Source organism: Mariniluteicoccus endophyticus (assembly GCF_054780035.1).
In genome coordinates this window covers 166,728-183,395 of the sequence record NZ_BAAGXC010000001.1, presented here as the reverse complement: position 1 = coordinate 183,395, position 16,668 = coordinate 166,728, and the positions used below count along the sequence as shown (strand labels likewise).

17 protein-coding genes are annotated in these 16,668 nt (G+C 71.3%); 11 read left to right on the top strand and 6 right to left on the bottom strand.

Annotated features, from left to right (window positions below; translation table 11 throughout):
- Positions 1-4: 4 nt before the first annotated feature.
- Positions 5-349 (bottom strand): DUF3099 domain-containing protein, encoded by a 345-nt coding sequence (locus ACYVGD_RS00810; RefSeq protein WP_460741059.1) that lies wholly within the window; start codon positions 347-349, stop codon positions 5-7.
- Positions 350-485: 136 nt separating this feature from the next.
- Between ACYVGD_RS00810 and fabG the strand changes: the two genes are divergently transcribed.
- From fabG to ACYVGD_RS00780, 6 genes are all read left to right on the top strand, one after another.
- On the top strand, positions 486-1,202 hold the full coding sequence (gene fabG, locus ACYVGD_RS00805; RefSeq protein WP_460741058.1) for a 3-oxoacyl-ACP reductase FabG: 717 nt from the start codon (positions 486-488) through the stop codon (positions 1,200-1,202).
- Between the two features lie 44 nt (positions 1,203-1,246).
- Entirely contained in the window at positions 1,247-2,017 is a 771-nt protein-coding gene (gene fabI, locus ACYVGD_RS00800; RefSeq protein WP_460741057.1) for an enoyl-ACP reductase FabI, read from the top strand.
- Positions 2,017-3,729: a Mur ligase family protein gene (locus ACYVGD_RS00795; RefSeq protein WP_460741056.1), complete on the top strand. Its 1,713-nt coding sequence runs from the start codon at positions 2,017-2,019 to the stop codon at positions 3,727-3,729. The genes fabI and ACYVGD_RS00795 overlap by 1 nt, the downstream gene beginning before the upstream one ends.
- A 150-nt stretch (positions 3,730-3,879) precedes the next feature.
- On the top strand, positions 3,880-4,653 hold the full coding sequence (locus tag ACYVGD_RS00790; RefSeq protein ID WP_460741055.1) for a hypothetical protein: 774 nt from the start codon (positions 3,880-3,882) through the stop codon (positions 4,651-4,653).
- Positions 4,650-5,105, top strand: coding sequence for a phage holin family protein (locus ACYVGD_RS00785; RefSeq protein WP_460741054.1), 456 nt, complete (start codon positions 4,650-4,652; stop codon positions 5,103-5,105). The genes ACYVGD_RS00790 and ACYVGD_RS00785 overlap by 4 nt, the downstream gene beginning before the upstream one ends.
- Positions 5,102-5,830, top strand: a complete 729-nt coding sequence (locus tag ACYVGD_RS00780) for a DUF3618 domain-containing protein (RefSeq protein WP_460741053.1) — start codon at positions 5,102-5,104, stop codon at positions 5,828-5,830. Before ACYVGD_RS00785 ends, ACYVGD_RS00780 begins: the two co-directional genes overlap by 4 nt.
- A 79-nt stretch (positions 5,831-5,909) precedes the next feature.
- Here the strand turns inward: ACYVGD_RS00780 and cphA are convergent, their stop codons facing one another.
- The 3 genes from cphA to ACYVGD_RS00765 are packed head-to-tail and all read right to left on the bottom strand — an operon-like array spanning position 5,910 to position 10,411.
- The gene (gene cphA / locus ACYVGD_RS00775; protein WP_460741052.1) at positions 5,910-8,708 is read right to left on the bottom strand and encodes a cyanophycin synthetase; all 2,799 of its coding nucleotides are present in this window, start codon (positions 8,706-8,708) and stop codon (positions 5,910-5,912) included.
- 32 nt (positions 8,709-8,740) lie between these two features.
- Positions 8,741-9,682 (bottom strand): cyanophycinase, encoded by a 942-nt coding sequence (locus ACYVGD_RS00770; RefSeq protein ID WP_460741051.1) that lies wholly within the window; start codon positions 9,680-9,682, stop codon positions 8,741-8,743.
- Positions 9,683-9,694: 12 nt separating this feature from the next.
- Positions 9,695-10,411 (bottom strand): hypothetical protein, encoded by a 717-nt coding sequence (locus ACYVGD_RS00765; protein WP_460741050.1) that lies wholly within the window; start codon positions 10,409-10,411, stop codon positions 9,695-9,697.
- Between the two features lie 33 nt (positions 10,412-10,444).
- On the opposite strand from ACYVGD_RS00765, the gene ACYVGD_RS00760 reads away from it, so the two are divergent.
- Genes ACYVGD_RS00760 through ACYVGD_RS00750 form a run of 3 tightly spaced genes read left to right on the top strand, consistent with a single transcriptional unit; the run spans position 10,445 to position 12,823 of the window.
- Positions 10,445-11,230: an ABC transporter ATP-binding protein gene (locus ACYVGD_RS00760; protein WP_460741049.1), complete on the top strand. Its 786-nt coding sequence runs from the start codon at positions 10,445-10,447 to the stop codon at positions 11,228-11,230.
- A gap of 4 nt (positions 11,231-11,234) precedes the next feature.
- Positions 11,235-12,023, top strand: a complete 789-nt coding sequence (locus ACYVGD_RS00755; protein WP_460741048.1) for a sulfite exporter TauE/SafE family protein — start codon at positions 11,235-11,237, stop codon at positions 12,021-12,023.
- On the top strand, positions 12,023-12,823 hold the full coding sequence (locus ACYVGD_RS00750; RefSeq protein WP_460741047.1) for a TrmH family RNA methyltransferase: 801 nt from the start codon (positions 12,023-12,025) through the stop codon (positions 12,821-12,823). Before ACYVGD_RS00755 ends, ACYVGD_RS00750 begins: the two co-directional genes overlap by 1 nt.
- A gap of 21 nt (positions 12,824-12,844) precedes the next feature.
- On the opposite strand, the gene def is transcribed toward ACYVGD_RS00750, so the two are convergent.
- The gene (gene def, locus ACYVGD_RS00745) at positions 12,845-13,435 is read right to left on the bottom strand and encodes a peptide deformylase (RefSeq protein WP_460741046.1); all 591 of its coding nucleotides are present in this window, start codon (positions 13,433-13,435) and stop codon (positions 12,845-12,847) included.
- 25 nt (positions 13,436-13,460) lie between these two features.
- Here def and ACYVGD_RS00740 point away from each other — a divergent pair, with 25 nt between their 5' ends.
- Positions 13,461-14,399, top strand: coding sequence for a tyrosine recombinase XerC (locus ACYVGD_RS00740; RefSeq protein WP_460741045.1), 939 nt, complete (start codon positions 13,461-13,463; stop codon positions 14,397-14,399).
- 2 nt (positions 14,400-14,401) lie between these two features.
- Here the strand turns inward: ACYVGD_RS00740 and ACYVGD_RS00735 are convergent, their stop codons facing one another.
- Positions 14,402-15,397 (bottom strand): peptidoglycan DD-metalloendopeptidase family protein, encoded by a 996-nt coding sequence (locus ACYVGD_RS00735; protein WP_460741044.1) that lies wholly within the window; start codon positions 15,395-15,397, stop codon positions 14,402-14,404.
- Between the two features lie 300 nt (positions 15,398-15,697).
- On the opposite strand from ACYVGD_RS00735, the gene rpsB reads away from it, so the two are divergent.
- Complete coding sequence (gene rpsB, locus ACYVGD_RS00730) at positions 15,698-16,636, top strand: 30S ribosomal protein S2 (protein WP_460741043.1); 939 nt, start codon at positions 15,698-15,700, stop codon at positions 16,634-16,636.
- The last annotated feature ends 32 nt before the right edge of the window (positions 16,637-16,668 follow it).

Here is a 16,668-nt window from a genome sequence, read left to right as displayed (position 1 = left end):
GGCGTCAGTCCTCGTGGTCGAGGACCGTCGGCCTGTCCGGGCCGGGCGACGGCTCGGATGCGAGCGCCGGCCGGTAGGGCGTGTGGTGGACGACCGGGGTGATCTGGCCGCGCTTGTCGATCGCGTTGGCCAGCAGCACCGCGATGCCGGGCAGGAACGCGGCACAGGCGAGCAGGACCCAGCGCCAGGGCCCGCCGATCAGAGCCATCCCGACGAAGCAGAGCACGCGGATGCTCATCGTCATCACGTAGCGCGCCTCCCGCGACATCAGGTCGGACGAGCGTCCGCGGCGGGCGGTGGTGATGACGGCATCCGGGGTTTCGGCCCGAGTCCGCGTGAACACTGCCATTCGGGCAGTGTACGCCGCGTCCCGGACGGTGTTTTCGTGACTCATCGGTAATCGGTAACGTGAACGCACGCGCCCCGCTCGCCCTCGCGCGGTGCAGGACCGCCACATCGTGAACCCAGCCGCACCAGGAGCCCGCATGACCACCCAGACCCCGCGTACCGTCCTCATCACCGGCGGCAGCAAGGGCATCGGGCGTGCCATCGCCGCCCGCCTGCAGGCGTCGGGCCACCGGGTGGCGGCGACCTACCGGAGCGGCGACGTGCCCGAGGGTGTCTTGGGCGTGCAGTGCGACGTGACCGATGCGGTGGCGGTCGACCGTGCGTTCGGCGAGGTCGAGGAGAAGCTCGGCCCGGTCGAGGTCGTCGTCGCCAACGCCGGCGTCACCGCCGACGGCCTGATCGCCCGCATGCCGGACGAGGCGTGGGACAGCGTCGTCGACACCAACCTGAAGGGCTCGTTCCACGTCGCCCGCCGCGCCGCACGCAACTTCCAGCGCAAGCGTTTCGGCCGCTACGTGTTCATCTCCTCGGTCGTCGGCCTGCTGGGCTCGGCCGGCCAGGTCAACTATGCGACCTCGAAGGCCGGCCTGGTCGGCATGGCCCGCTCGCTGGCCCGCGAGCTCGGCTCCCGCAACGTGACGGCCAACGTCATCGCACCGGGTTTCATCGAGACCGACATGACCGCCGTGCTGTCCGAGGACCAGGTCAAGGCCTACCAGGCGCAGATCCCGCTCGGACGCCTTGGCCAGGTCGACGACATCGCCGCGGCGGTGGAGTTTCTGGCCTCCGACGCGGCCGGCTACATCAGCGGCGCCGTGGTCCCCGTCGACGGCGGCCTCGGCATGGGCCACTGACCCGGCCGGCACACGACTCATCCCGGCAGAGCAGGAGAAAAGACATGGGAATCCTCGAAGGCAAGCGCATCCTGGTGGCCGGCGTCACCATGAACACCTCCATCGGGTACGCGGTGGCCCGTGTCGCCCAGCAGGAAGGTGCGACGGTACTGGTGTCGAACTTCGGCCGGGCGATGAGCCTGACCAACCGCGTCATCCAGAAGCTCGATCCCGTTCCGCCGCTGCTGGAGATCGACGTCACCGACCCCGGCCACCTGGCGGGGCTGCCGGCGAAGATCCGTGAGCACGTCGACGGGCTGGACGGCATCGTCCACTCCATCGCGTTCGCCAACCCCGAGACCGCCCTGGGCGGCAACTTCCTCACCACGCCGTGGGAGGACGTCGCCAAGGCGGTCCAGGTCTCCGCCTACTCGATGGCCTCGCTGACGATGGCCTGCAAGGAGCTGATGGGAACCGGCGCATCGGTCGTCGGGCTCACGTTCGACGCCCGGGTGTCGTGGCCCGCGTACGACTGGATGGGCGTGGCCAAGGCCGCGCTGGAGTCGACGTCGCGCTACCTGGCGCGCTACCTGGGTCCCGAGGGGATCCGCGCCAACGTGGTCGCCGCCGGGCCCGTGGAGACGCTCGCGAAGAAGGCGATCCCGGGCGCGGCCGACTTCAATGACATCTGGGGGGAGCGTGCGCCGCTCGGCTGGGACCCGACGGATGCTGGGCCCACCGCCCGCGCCGTGTGCGCGCTGCTGAGCGACTGGTTCCCCGCGACGACCGGCGAGATGGTCCACGTCGACGGCGGCCTGCACGCAATGGGTGCCTGATGGGCGTCGAGGCACGGTTCCTGGAAGGCCCGAACCTCTACTTCCCGCGCCCCGCGGTCAAGCTGACGATCGGCGCGTCGGCGCTGCTGGCGCTGTCGGTGCCGCAGGCGAAGGCGTTCGCCGCGGAGCTGGGGCTGCGTTCGACGCGCCCCGGCCAGCCGGGCGGGGAGCTGCGGCGGCGCTTCACCGCACGCGTCGTCTCGGTCGCCGTACGCCTGATCGCGCGCGGCGCCGGGGTGACTCGGCTGGCCGTCCGCGCACGGTTCGGCACCGGTGACGACCAGCTCGTGGTGGCCGTTCCCTGGCGCTTCGGCGGTCGCGTACGCGCACTGGGGGCCGCGGTGGGGCTCGTCGTCGACGCCGCGGCAGATTCGGCAGGGGTCGTCACGGCCATCGAGGAAGGCGTACGCCTGGTCGCGGAGGCCCCGCGTGGGGCGGCGCCGAGCGTGCTGCGCCCCCGCGTGCCCGTGGTCGCGGTGACGGGCACCAACGGCAAGACGACGGCGTCACGCATGCTCGGCCACATCGCCCGCACCGCCCGCCGCTCGGTGGGCTGGTCGTCCACCTCGGGAGTCTTCCTCAACGGGGAGCTCGTGGAGGCCGGCGACTACTCCGGGCCCGGTGGGGCCCGCATGGTCCTGGCCGAGAGGGGGATCGATCTGGCGGTGCTGGAGACCGCGCGCGGTGGCATCTTGCGCCGCGGGATCGGGGTCACCCACAACAACGTGTCGGTGGTCACCAACGTGACCGCCGACCACCTCGGCATGGACGGTGTCGACACCCTCGACCAGCTCGCGGAGGTCAAGGCCGTCGTGCCGTCGATCACGCGGGCCGACGGCTGGTGCGTCCTCAACGGCGACGACCCGCGGGTGTTCGCGATGCGCGGCCAGACGAAGGCGCGTGCGTGGGTGTTCAGCCGTGACGCCGACTCGCCGCACGGGCGGATGGTCCTGGACGAGGGGGGCCGGTTCACCACGGTCCTCGACGGGTGGATCTGCTGGCAGGGCGCGGGTGCCGACCCGGTCCCGGTGGTCGAGGTCGCCGCCGTGCCCATGACGCTGGCCGGGTTGTCGCGGGCGAATGTCGAGAACGCGCTTGCCGCCTCGTCGGCAGCGCTGGCGCTGGGCTTCACCGCGGCCGAGGTCGCCGCCGGCCTGATCGACTTCGACCCGGAGCGGGACAACCCCGGTCGCATGAACCTGTGGACGCTCGACGGGGTCACGATCGTGTTCGACATGGCCCACAACGAGGCCGGTCTGGCCGCCATGCTCGAGATCTGCCACGGCCTGCGGCACCCCGGGGCGAGGCTGCTGCTGCAGATCGCGGTGGCGGGCGACCGGATGGACGAGGTCGCGGTCCGCATGGGGGAGATGGCCGGCCTCAACGGCGAGGTCGTCGAGGTCGCCCAGAAGGACCAGTACATGCGGGGGCGTGAGCAGTCCGAGATCAACGAGCTGTTCGCGCACGGCCTCGCGGCGGCGGGCCAGCAGGTGGCGGCGTACCACGACTCGGAGATGCCGTGCCTGCAGTCGTTGCTCGCCCAGGCGCGGCCCGGGGACGTCATCGGCTTCATGACCCATCAGCAGCAGGCGGAGATGACGGCGTACGTCGCGGGGCGGGGAGGACGCCCGTGCTCGCCGGAGCAGGTGCGCGAGCTGGTGGCCGACGGTGCTCTGGCTCACGGCTTCGTGGTTCCCGGTTCCACGAGCTGAGGGTTCTCGAGCGGGGCGGGGCGCGTACGCCCGCACGCGCGTTATCTTCCTGAGATTTTTTTCACGAGGTTCTAAGTCGATTGCTCTGGTGCTGGAAAAGTCGACATGGATACGTTGGAGGGGTAGGCGCATCCACAGTCAGGAGCAGAGATGAGCAACACCCACGACACCCCGCACGGCGACGACCGCAAGGAGATAGCGAAGGAGCACGCCGCCGATCTCAAGGACCACGCGGTGGGAGCCGGTCAGGACCTCGGTCAGCAGGCAAAGGCCGAGGCGCTCGGGGTCGCGCATGACGCCAAGGCGGAGGCCCGTGGCCTCATGGACACCGTGCTCGGTGAGACGCGCAGCCAGGTCCGCGGCGGCCAGTCGCGGATCGCCGAGGGCGTACGTGCCTTCGCCGCCGAGGTCGGCGAGATGGCCGACGGCGGCCAGCACCAGGGCCAGGCCTCGCAGGTCGCCCGCACGCTGTCGAGCAGGGGCGAGGACGTCGCCCGCTGGCTCGAGGCCAACGAACCGGAGGACATGCTCCAGAGCGTGAAACGCTACGCCGCACGCAACCCCATGACGTTCCTCGCCATCGCCGCAGGGGCTGGTCTGCTGGTCGGCCGCTTTGCCCGTGGCTTCCAGGCCGAGGCCTCCGACGACCGCGACGACCCGCGCGGCTTCTACGGGCGCGACGCCCGCTTCGAGCGGGGCTACGACCCTCGCGGCTACGACCGTTCGTTCGGATACGAGGACAGCTACCGCAGCGATTCGCAGGGTGGCTACCCGCAGGCCGGCTACGAGCGTCAGGCATCGTCGTTCGACCGCCCCGCGGCGGCCCCCGGCTACCAGGCCGAGCCCGGCGCGCAGGGCCAGGCCTGGCACCATCAGGGCGACGCGTACGGCGACCAGGCCCCCGGGTTCGGTGACCGTCGATGAGCGAGCGCGTCAACTACGAGCCGGGCCGCTCCTACGAGCGCCAGGCCGAGGGCGACAACCGTGACCTCGGCACGCTGATGGGCGACATCAGCCGCGACGTCTCGACTCTCATGCGACAGGAGGTCGCCCTGGCCAAGGCCGAGGTGGCCCAGTCCGCGAAGCGGGCCGGCACCGGCGTCGGCATGTTCGGTGGCGCGGGCGTGGCCGCACATTTCGTGCTGCTGTTCCTGTCGTTCGCCCTTTGGTGGGCCGTCGCCCACCTGCTGAACGGCGAGAAGCCGATGTTCGGCTGGTCGGCCGTCATCGTGGCCGTGGTGTGGGCGATCATCGCCGGCATCCTCGCCGCTTTGGGCAAGTCCAATCTCGACAAGGTGGAGGGCGCTCCTCGCACCGCTGATTCCGTAGGCAAGATCCCGAACGCCCTGAAGGGCGAGGAGGCCAAGAACTCATGACCACCAGCAACGACCCCGAAGAGATCCGTCGCGACATCGAGCGCACCCGCGCCAGCCTGAGTGACGACGTCAACGCGCTCGCCGACGAGGCCAAGCCCGGCAACATCGCGAAGCGTCAGGTGTCCTCGGCGGGTGACAGCATCCGCGAGGGCGCGCAGAACCTGAAGGAGAAGATCATGGGCTCGGACGACAGCTACGACTATGACCAGGGGCGCGGGCGCGACCGCGCCGCCGAGGCCCAGTACGCCGCCGGCTACCTGCGGGCCAAGCAGGGCGTCGGCGCGCAGGGCCCGTCGATGGGTGACCGTGCCCAGGACGCCCGCCAGCAGGTGAACCGCGCGGCGGACGACGCCCGTCGTCAGGTCGCCGACGCCCCGCGCAGGGTCCGGCGCGGCACGCAGGGCAACCCGCTGGCCGCGGGCCTCATCGCCTTCGGTGTCGGTGCGCTCCTCGGTGGCCTCGCCCCGGCCACGCGCCCCGAGCGCCGTGCCGTGGCCGAGCTGAAGGACCGGGCCGAGCCGTACGTCGACCAGGCCAAGGAGCAGGCCCAGGAGGTCGCGCAGGAGATGAAGGAGAACCTGCAGGAGCCCGCGCAGCAGGCCGTCGCCAACGTCAAGGACTCGGCCGCCGACTCGGCGACCACGCTGAAGGAGCAGGGCCAGTCCCACGCCCAGGACGTGCAGGCCCACGCCCAGGACGCGAAGGACGACGTCCAGAACGCCTGATCCATCGCCCCGCACGCGGCCCCCGTCCGAACCGGCGGGGGCCGCGTCGTGCGTGGGCGGCTTCGCCGGACGCGGCGGCTCAGATCTCGGGCTTGAAATCCGGGTCGGCGATCTGGTTGTCGAGGCCGCTGGCGTCCTCGTTGGCGCCGGGATGGGCCTGCTTCGAGTAGTTCTCCAGCGCCGACTGGACCTGCGCGTGCTGGTCGACGCACAGCACGACGAGGTCGCCCGGGTTCGACACGGCCATGGCTCGGCGTACGGCCTCGAGCTCGTCGAGCACCACCTCGACCTGGCGGCAGCGTGCCTCACCCGACTCCATGGCCCCGCGTACGCCCCGTTCCGACAGCGCGGCCGTCTCGCCCGGGCGTCGACCACGCGGGTTCGCGTCCTCGCGGAGGACGACGGTGTCGAAGTGGCGTGCGGCGATGGTGCCCATCTCCACCAGGTCGGCATCCCGTCGATCACCCGCCGAGGCGATCACGCCGATGCGCGAGACCCGCTCGACCTCGGTCGATGCGTCCATCTGCTCGCCGGTGCGGTCGACGAAGTCGCCGAGCATCCGCAACCCGGGCGGGTTGTGGCAGTAGTCGATGATCACGGTGCGGCCGTCGACCTGCATCTCGTTGAGGCGGCCCGGCGCCAGGTAGTAGTTCGTGGAGAACGTACGCAGGCCCTGGCGGATGTCGTGCAGGGAGGCTCCCGCGGCGAACGCGGCCGCCGCGGCGGCCATGGCGTTCTGGACGTTCATCACCGCGCGCCCGCCGAACGTCGACGGCAGCAGGTGGGTCCAGGCTATCTGCATGGAGCGCCGCCCCTCGCGGACGACGATCATGTCGCCGAGCTCGCTCGAGTCGAGCATGACGGCCCGGCCACCCTGGCGGCAGTGGTTCTCGACCATCTCGTGGACCTCGGAGCCCGGCTTCGCCATGGTGAACCACACGACGCGGCCGGCACAGTGGCGGCGCATTCGGCGCACCAGCGGGTCGTCGGCGTTGAGTACCGCGAAGCCGTTGCGGGGGACCGCCTCGACGACCACACGCTTCACGTCGGCGAGCTGGGAGACGGTCTCGATGCCGCCCAGCCCGAGGTGGTCGGGCTGGACGTTGAGCACCACTGCCACGTCGTTCTGCTCGTAGCCGAGGCCCTCACGCAGGATGCCGCCGCGGGCGACCTCGAACACCGCGAAGTCGACGCGCGGGTTCTGCAGGACCATCTTGGCCGAGCGCGGCCCCGAGGCGTCGGCGCGGATGATGAGGCGCTCGTCGACGAGCACGCCGTCGGTCGAGGTCATGCCGACCTTGCGGCCGATGCCCTTGAAGATGTGCGAGATCATGCGGCTGGTGGTCGTCTTGCCGTTGGTGCCCGTCACCGCGACGATCGGGATGCGCGCCGGCGTGCCCGGCGGGAAAAGCATGTCCACCACTGGCTTGGCGATGTACTGCGGGTCGCCGATCGTCGGGTGTGTGTGCATGCGGAAGCCCGGCGCGGCGTTCACCTCGACGATCCCGCCGCCGGTCTCGCGGACCGGCTGGGTGATGTCGGGGGCGATGAAGTCGATGCCAGCGATGTCGAGGCCCACCACGCGGGCGGCCTCTTCGGCGATCTCGATGTTCTCGGGATGGGCCTCGAACGTGCGGTCGATCGAGACACCACCGGTGGACATGTTGCCCGTCAGGGTCAGCTTCACCATCTCGCCGGCCGGCGGCACGTCGTCCATCGCGTAGCCCTGCTCGCGCACCAGCTCGACGGCCGCGCGGTCGACCTTGATGCGTGTCAGCACCTTCTCGTGGCCCACGCCGCGCCGGGGATCCGCGTTGGTCTCCTCGACGAGCTCGGCGACGGTGTGCCTCCCGTCGCCGACGACATGGGCGGGGACGCGCTCGGCGATCGCGGCGATCTTGCCGTCGATGACGAGGCAGCGGTAGTCCTTGCCGGTCACGAACGTCTCGACGATGATCCCGCCGCGTCGGGACTCGGCGTGGGCGACGGCGTACGCCTCCCGCACCTCGGCCTCCGAGCCGAGGTTCAGGCACACCCCACGGCCGTGGTTCCCGTCGAGCGGCTTCACGACGACCGGGTAGCCGAGGCGGTCGGCTGTGCGCACGGCGTCGTCCTCGGTCCGCACCGACACCGACTTCGGCACCGGCAGGCCCGCCGACGACAGCAGAGACAGCGTCAGCTCCTTGTTGGAGGCGATGTCGACCGCGACCGACGAGGTGTTCGACGTCATGGTGGCGCGGATGCGCTTCTGGTTGACACCTTGGCCGAGCTGGATCAGCGACGCGTTGTTGAGGCGGATCCAAGGGATGTCACGGGCGACGGCCTCGTCGAGGATCGCCTGGGTGGACGGGCCGAAGGCCGTGCGTTCGCCGCGCACGATGAAGCGCTCGAGCTCGGTGGCGAAGTCGAACCCGTCCTCCGGCGAGATCAGGTGGTTGAGCAGGCGCACCGCGAGGTCGCCCGCGGCCAGGCCGACGTTCTCGTCGGCGTACGCGTAGATGACGTTGTAGCGCCCGGGATGGTCCTTGAGCTCGCGGGTCTTGCCACGGCGTACGTCGTGACCGACGACCTGCTGCAGGGCGATGGCTACGTGCTCGGCGACGTGACCGAGCCACGTGCCCTCGTGGAGGCGTTCGACGAAGCCGCCGCGGTGGCCGCGCGAGCACGTGTGGTTCATCAGCCCGGGCACGAGCTCGAGGAGCTGGTCGGTGAGCCCGGGGACGAGGTTGGTCGGGTACTGCTCGAGGACGCCGAGGTCGACGACGAGCTGGATCACCTTCTTGTAGTGCCAGACGTTGGGGCCGCGCAGGACGCGCCTGGAGATGATCGTCAGGTCGGGACGGATCGCGTCCTGCGCGGTGGTGGGGATCTGCGTCATACGGTCCTCCTGGGGGAGCCGGTGGGCGGAGGTCAGTGGTTCCTGCGTCGCTGGTTGCGACGGTAGGTCGTCGGGTTGGCGCCCTCGGAGTTGATGTCGCGTGCCAGCTGGCGCAGGTCGGCGTTGGCGCGGTCGACCTCTTCCTGCTGGTGGGCCGGCAGCGGCTCGTCGTCGACGTGACGGCGGCGCGTCGTCAGGTCGAACTTCTCGCCCGCGGGGAAGACGTGGAGGCGGGCGCCCGACACCATGAGTGGCGCGGCCTGGTGGGTCGTGGGGGCGTTGGAGACCATCTCGTGGCCATCGATGACCGTGACGCTGCCGCGGCCGACGACCGACATGATGCCGTCGCGGAAGACCGCGGCGGTGTCCTCGTCGACGCCGATGCCGAGCAGCGACGGGGACTGGGCGACCAACGCCAGAAGGCGTCCGTAGCGGTTGCGCTGCTGGAAGTGCTGGTCGACGACCACGTCCCGCACCAGGCCCAGGCCCACCGAGAGGTGGCTCATGCGCTGCTTGGGCGTCGCGCCCGCCGCGCCGAAGGCGATCATGTGGTCGGCGACGATCGACGCGCCGGCCGACGTGCCGCCCACGGTCGCCCCGCGTCGGTGGGCGGCGACGATGGCATCACCGACGGCGGTGCCGGTGATGATCGACGACAGCTTCACCTGGTTGCCGCCGGTCATGAACACGCCCGTCGCGTTCTCGATCTTCGCCACGAGGGCGGGGTCGGCGGCCTCCTCGCGCGACTCGGGCCGCACCCAGTCGACCTCGGCGGCGCCGATCTGGGTGAACACCGCCTGATAGACCTCGACCACCTCGTGGCCCAACGACGAGGCGGTGGGGATGACGACGATGCGGGCCTTCTTCCCGCCCGCCGAGGTCAGGAACGAGCGGAGGACGGTACGCCGGCGCAGCTTCGCCTCGGCGCCCCCGATGGCGTAGACGGCCCCCGGGCCAGAGTTCTTGGTGGTCATGGTGGGACCACACTAGTGGGTGGGCGTGAGGACTGACACCACCGCGCACAGCGCGACGGAGGCGGCGTCGCGCAGCTCGCGCAGCGCCGTCGTGCGTACGCCGATCGCGTGGCTGTGGAGCACCTCGGTGTCGTCGTCGAGGCCGGCCTCGGCCGCCTCGAGCAGCAGCAGCGCACGATGGGCCAGGCGCTGGGCGCGAGCCCCGTACGCCGCCGGCAGCACGGCCTCGGGGAGGTCGGGCCGCGCCCCGGAGGCCAAGTCGAGCTCGGTGAGCGCTCGGGTCGCGCGCAACACGGTCTCGGACAGCTGCCGCTCGGCCTCCTGCGGGGTGGTGGCCAGCAGGGGGCGCTCGGCCCGGTGGAGGCGCCACTGGATCGCGGGGCCGACGCGCTGGGGCACCCAGGCCAACCCGCCGTCGGCGTGCACGACCGCGGCCCCGGCCTCCAGCGCGGCAGCGGTGAGAACGGCGGGCCCCCGGAGCGGCAGCAAGTGCCCGGGGCGGGGGAGGGCCAGCACCCAGTCGCCGGGGTGCAACAGCAGCACGGCGGCCAGCGCGTGGTCGAGCTCGTTGGCACGGATCGGGTCGAGGCCGACCAACCCGTCGGGGTCGGTGACGTGGTGGGCGGCGTCGTCGTCGACGACCGCGCGCGCGACGACCTCTGCGCTCGCGGGGGCACGACGTACGGAGTTCAGGTGGGCGGTGAGCCGCACCGCGGGGAGTACCGGCACCCGCCCAAGGTATCCAGCGGTAGTGTGCAACGCATGGCCGCAGTCGTTGATCTTGCCGATGTCAGCATCGTCCGTGGGGGAGCCACCCTGCTGGACGGCATCAACTGGACGGTGGACGAGACCGACCGCTGGGTGGTGATCGGACCCAACGGCGCCGGCAAGACCACCCTCCTGCAGGTGCTGGGTGCCCAGATCCACCCCACCGCTGGCGTCGCCGGGCTTCTGGGCGAGGTGCTCGGCACCGTCGACGTGTTCGAGCTGCGCCCGCGCATCGGCGTCACCTCTGCAGCTCTCGCCGACCGCATCCCCAAGGGCGAGGCCGTCCGCGACGTCGTGGTGTCGTCGGCGTACGCGGTCATGGGTCGCTGGCGCGAGGAGTACGACGACATGGACCACGAGCGTGCTCTGGAGCTGATGCAGCAGCTGCGCGTCGACCACCTGGCTGACCGCACCTTCGGAACCCTGTCCGAGGGCGAGCGCAAGCGTGTCCAGATCGCCCGCGCGTTGATGACCGACCCCGAGCTGCTCCTGCTCGACGAGCCCGCCGCCGGTCTCGACGTCGCGGGGCGCGAGGCGCTCGTCGCGACTCTGTCCGAGCTGGCGGAGGACCCGTACGCCCCCGCCTCGGTGCTCGTCACCCACCACGTGGAGGAGATTCCGGCCGGCATGACCCACGCGCTCCTGCTCAAGGAGGGGCGGGTCGTCCACGCCGGACCGATCGCCGAAACGCTCACCTCCGAGACGTTGTCGGAGACCTTCGACATGCCGCTCACGATCACCCACGACGCCGGCCGCTGGTCGGCGCGCGCGGCCCGCTGAGCGCGTGGGAGTCGTCGAGTTCCTGGTCATCGCCCTCGCGGGCGCTGCCGCCGGCTTGATCAACACGGTCGTCGGCTCGGGCACGTTGGTGACGTTCCCGACGCTGCTGGCCTTCGGTATCCCCCCGGTCGTCGCGAACACGTCGAACTCCGTCGGCCTGACCGCGGGCGGCCTGTCGGGCACCTTTTCGATGCTGCCCGAGCTGCGCCCCCAGAAGGCGCGGATGATCCGGCTCGGCATCTGCTCGCTCATCGGCGGGACGATCGGCGCGATCCTGCTGCTCACGCTGCCGTCGGCCGCGTTCGACGCCATCGTCCCGATCCTGATCGGGCTGGGCTGCGTGCTGGTCGTGCTGCAGCCCTGGCTGGCCAAGAAGGTCGCCGCGCAGCACGCGGCCCTGGACCAAAGCGGCGACCCCCGCGAGCCCTGGTGGACCTACCCCAGCGTGATCGGTGCCGGCGTGTACGGCGGCTACTTCGGCGCGGCCCAGGGCGTGCTCCTGCTGGCGATCCTCGGAATCGGCCTGCCGCACGAGTCCATGGCGCGCGTCAACGCGGTCAAGAACGGGTTGGGGACGGTCGTCAACGGCACCGCCGCCGTCGTCTTCGTCGTCGTCGCGTTCAGCGGGGGATCGCCGATCGACTGGTGGGTGGCCCTCGCCATCGCCCTCGGCTCGATCGTGGGCGCCCAGGTCGGCGCGCGCGTCGGCCGCCGCCTGCCGCCGGTGGTCTACCGCGTGGTCATCGTGGGCATCGGGGTGATCGCCATCGTCGACTTCTTGATGCAGCAGTGATGCGCGTCGACATCACGTCCGCGGGCGACCCGCGGCTCGCCGACTACGTACGCCTGCGCGACACCTCCCTGCGCCGTTCGCTCGAGAGCGAGCACGGGCTGTTCATCGCGGAGGGGGAGAAGGTGATCCGTCGCGCGTTCGAGGCGGGTTATCGCCCGCGGTCCTTCCTGCTCGCCGAGCGCTGGCTGCCGGGGCTGGCCGACGTGCTCGAGCGTTGGCCCGACGTGCCGGTCTTCGTCGTCACCGAGGCGCTCGCCGAGGAGGTCACCGGCTTCCACGTCCACCGCGGGGCGCTCGCGTCGCTGCACCGCGAGACCAGGCACACCGTCGACGACCTGCTGGCGCTGCGCCGTCTCGTGGTGTTGGAGGACATCGTCGACCACACGAATGTGGGCGCGATCCTGCGCGGTGCGGCGGGATTGGGCTGGGACGGCGCGCTCCTCGCCCCGAGGGCGGCCGATCCGCTCTACCGCCGCTCGATCAAGGTCGCCATGGGTGCGGTGTTCTCCCTGCCCTGGGCGCGGCTTGACGACTGGGCCGACGCCGTGGCGATGCTGCAGCGCGCCGGGTTCCGAGTCGTGGCGCTCGCGCTGACGCCCGACGCCCGACCGCTGCACGTGGTGGCCGCCGAAATCGGGGCCGACGAGAAGGTGGCGATCCTGCTGGGCACCGAAGGGGACGGGCTGTCCCACCGGTGGGTCGGCGCCGCCGACGACGTGGCCGTGATCCCCATGCAGGCCGGCATCGACTCGCTCAACGTCGCCGCCGCGGCGGCCGTGGCGTGCTATGCGCTGCGCTGAGTCGTGACCCGTCCGCGCGGTTCAGCTGGCGGGCTGCTTCGGCGTGATCGGCCAGTCGTCGAGGTAGCGCTCGGCCAGCGCCTCGTGCTGTGCGTACAGCTGCTTGCGGGAGCGCTTCGAGAGCCGGTCGCCGAAGACCGTGCCGTGGAGATGGTCGGTCTCGTGCTGGAGGCAGCGGGCGAAGAACCCCGTGCCGACGATCTCGACGTCGTTGCCGTCGATGTCCTGGCCGCGGCAGATCGCGTGGTCGGGACGCGCCAGCGACTGGTAGGCGCCGGGCAGCGAGAGGCAGCCCTCGTCGACGGCCTCGAGACGGCGGTCCTTGCCCTCGGGCAGCTCGACGGTCGGGTTGCACATGACGCCGACGTGGTGGTTGCCCTGGTCGTCCGGGCAGTCGTAGATGAACACCGACAGGTCGACGCCGATCTGGTTGGCCGCCAGGCCCACGCCGGAGGCGGCATCGAGGGTGGCGAACATGTCGCGGACCAGGTCGCGCAACTCGTCGTCGAACTTCTCGACCGGCGCGCAGGTCTTGTGCATCACCGGCGTCCCCCAACGGGTGATCGGGCGGACCTTGCCGCCCGTGGTCAGGTCGTCGATGTCGGTCGTCATGCGAGCATCGTAGATGATGGTTGACATGGCCGAGGATCACGACGAGGCGGGGCTGGGGGAGGCGTACGCCTCGTTGCTCGCGACCTACCTGCGCCATCTCGACGCCGAGCGCCACCTTTCCGCGCATACGATCCGCGCGTACACGGGGGACCTCGAGGGACTGCTGCTCCACCTGCAGCGGCTCGGCCACGACGACCTGTCGTCGGTCGACGTCCGCGCCCTCCGGTCGTGGCTGGCCAACCAGCAGACCCGCGGTGCCGCGCGCACCACGCTGCAGCGCCGGGCCGCGGCGGTACGCGTGTTCTTCGCCTGGTGCCGCGACACCGGGCGCATCCCGACCAACCCCGCCCAGACTCTGAGGTCGCCCAAGCTCGCCAAGCGCCTGCCGCCCACGCTGGAGCGGGCCGAGGCGACGGCGATGCTCGACGGCGCGCTGGCCCGGGCCGCCGAGACGCCCGGTGCGGTTGGGCGCCGCGACGTCGCGATGCTCGAGATGCTGTATGCCAGCGGCATCCGCGTCGCGGAGCTGTGCGGTCTCGACCTGCCTGACCTCGACCACGACCGCCGGGTCGTGCGCGTCGTCGGCAAGGGGAACAAGGAGCGCGCCGTGCCCGTGGGCGCCCCCGCATGGAAGGCGCTCGAGGCCTACCTGGCGCTGCGCCCCGAGCTTGTCGTCGCCACCAGCGGCAACGCGCTGTTCCTCGGTGAGCGAGGCGGCCGCATCGACCAGCGCGTCGTGCGTCGCGTCGTCCACCGCGCCCTCGGGGCCGTCGAGGGGGCGCCCGACCTCGGCCCGCACGGGCTGCGCCACGCCATGGCCACACACCTCCTCGAGGGTGGGGCCGACCTGCGCAGCGTGCAGGAGATGCTCGGGCACGCCTCGCTGGCGACCACGCAGGTCTACACGCACGTCACCAACGAACGGCTGCGGGCCGCGTTCGAGCAGGCCCACCCGCGCGCCTGAGATCAGCCCAGCCACGTCAGCGGGTCCACGAGGCGGCCGTCGATCCACAGCATGAAGTGCAGGTGGCAGCCGGTGGAATAGCCCGTCGATCCCGACAGCCCGATCACCTGGCCCTTGGTGATCCGTTGGCCGGGGGAGGCCGTCCAGCGAATGGCGTGGTTGTAGGAGCTCTTCACCCGGTGGCCGTCGACGACACCGTGGTCGACCATCAACCGGTTGCCGTAGCCGGCGTTGAAGTAGGCCGCCTCGACCACCCCGTCGTGGATCGCGCGCAGCGGCTGTCCGCAGCCGGTGCCGTAGTCGACGCCGTCATGCAGCTTCCACACCTTCAACACAGGGTGGAGCCGCATCCCGAACCGCGAGGTGACGGGTCCGGAGCCGGGGATCGCCGCCCCGTGACCGCCCCGCGCGTACGTTCCGTCGCCGGCCGGCTCCGGTGGGGGAGCGGCCCGCTCGCGGACCCGTTCGGCGACGCCCACCTCCGCGGACCCGGGCAGCAGGCGTACGCCGGCCCCGCCGCCGATCAGCAGCATCGGGTCGAGGTAGGTGTCGCCCAGACGGAGACCGAGGTGGAGGCACGCGTGCAGCACGGCGGTGGGGCAGTGGCCACCCTCCAGGACGCCGATGACCTGGCCGGCGCGCACCCGGGTGCCGACGGGCACCGACGCCGAGACCGGTTCGTAGGTCGTGCGCACCGCCCCATGGACGACGGCCATCACGGGGCGCCCGGCGATCGTGCCGGCGTACGCCACCTCGCCGTCGGCGGCGGCCACCACCATCTGGCCCGCGCGCCCGGACACGTCGACCCCGCGGTGACCCGACAACCAGCGCTTCGCCGGTGGCTGGAAGGGCCGGACCACGTCGCCGCCGATGATCGGCAGCCGTCCCCGCGGCAACGGCGGCAGCTCGGTGGCCGTCGCCGGCGGTGCGGTCGCGACGACGAGCGCGACGACGAGCGCCACGGCGGCGCAGCACACGGAGAAGATTCGTCGGATCACCTCCCGACATTGGTCCGTGACACCCCTCGGGTGGTCACTGCGGAGGCGATCTGTGGACAACCCGGGGCGAGCGGGCCTGTGGACATCTCTCGGTTGGCCTTCGCGGCGTCGCGCGACGTATGATGACCGACGGCAGTCCGGCGATCCGGACTGACTTCGCATGCAGTCATGCCCGCCGGGGGCGGGGCACCGCGCGTGGTCCGGAGTGATCCGGTGCGTGGGGCGACTGCGTCAGGCGGCGCCGACGGTCGGCGCCGGAAGAACCACAGGGGCGCGAGCGCGCCCGAAGGAGGAACGGCCATGGCCGTCGTCACCGCCCGCCAGCTGCTCGAGAGCGGCGTCCACTTCGGACACCAGACCCGTCGGTGGAACCCGAAGATGAAGCGCTTCATCTTCACCGAGCGCAACGGCATCTACATCATCGACCTGCAGCAGTCGCTGACCTACATCGACCAGGCGTATGCCTTCGTCAAGGACACCGTCGCCAAGGGCGGCCAGGTGCTCTTCGTGGGCACCAAGAAGCAGGCCCAGGAGGCCATCGCCGAGCAGGCCACCCGCGTCGGCATGCCCTACGTCAACCAGCGCTGGCTGGGCGGCATGCTCACCAACTTCCAGACGATCTCCAAGCGCATCTCGCGCCTCAAGGAGCTCGAGGCCATGGACTTCGACAAGGTCGCCGGTTCGGGCCTGACGAAGAAGGAGCTCCTCATGCTCAAGCGTGAGAAGATCAAGCTCGAGAAGGACCTCGGTGGCATCCGTGACATGGCCCGCACGCCTCAGGCCGTGTGGATCGTCGACACGAAGAAGGAGCACCTCGCCGTCGATGAGGCCCGCAAGCTGCGCATCCCGATCATCGGCATCCTCGACACCAACTGCGATCCCGACGAGGTCGACTTCGCGATCCCGGGCAACGACGACGCGATCCGTTCCGTCGCGCTGCTGACCCGCGTCCTCGCCGACGCCGTGGCCGAGGGACTTCTGGCCCGCTCCGGCGGCGGCGAGTCGGGCCAGGCCGCCGAGGCCGAGCCGATGGCCGAGTGGGAGCGCGAGCTCCTCGCCGGCGGCGAGCAGGCGAAGGCCGACGAGGCCCCCAAGGCTGATGAGGCCCCCAAGGCTGACGAGGCCGAGGCCGACGAGAAGGCCGAGGGGGCCGAGGAGGCCCCGGCTGCCGACGCCACCGCCGAGGCTGGCAAGGTGGCGCCCGAGGCGCCCGCGGCGAAGGCCGACGAGGCCAACTGATCCACCCGGCCGCGGCCCCTCGCGGGCCGCGG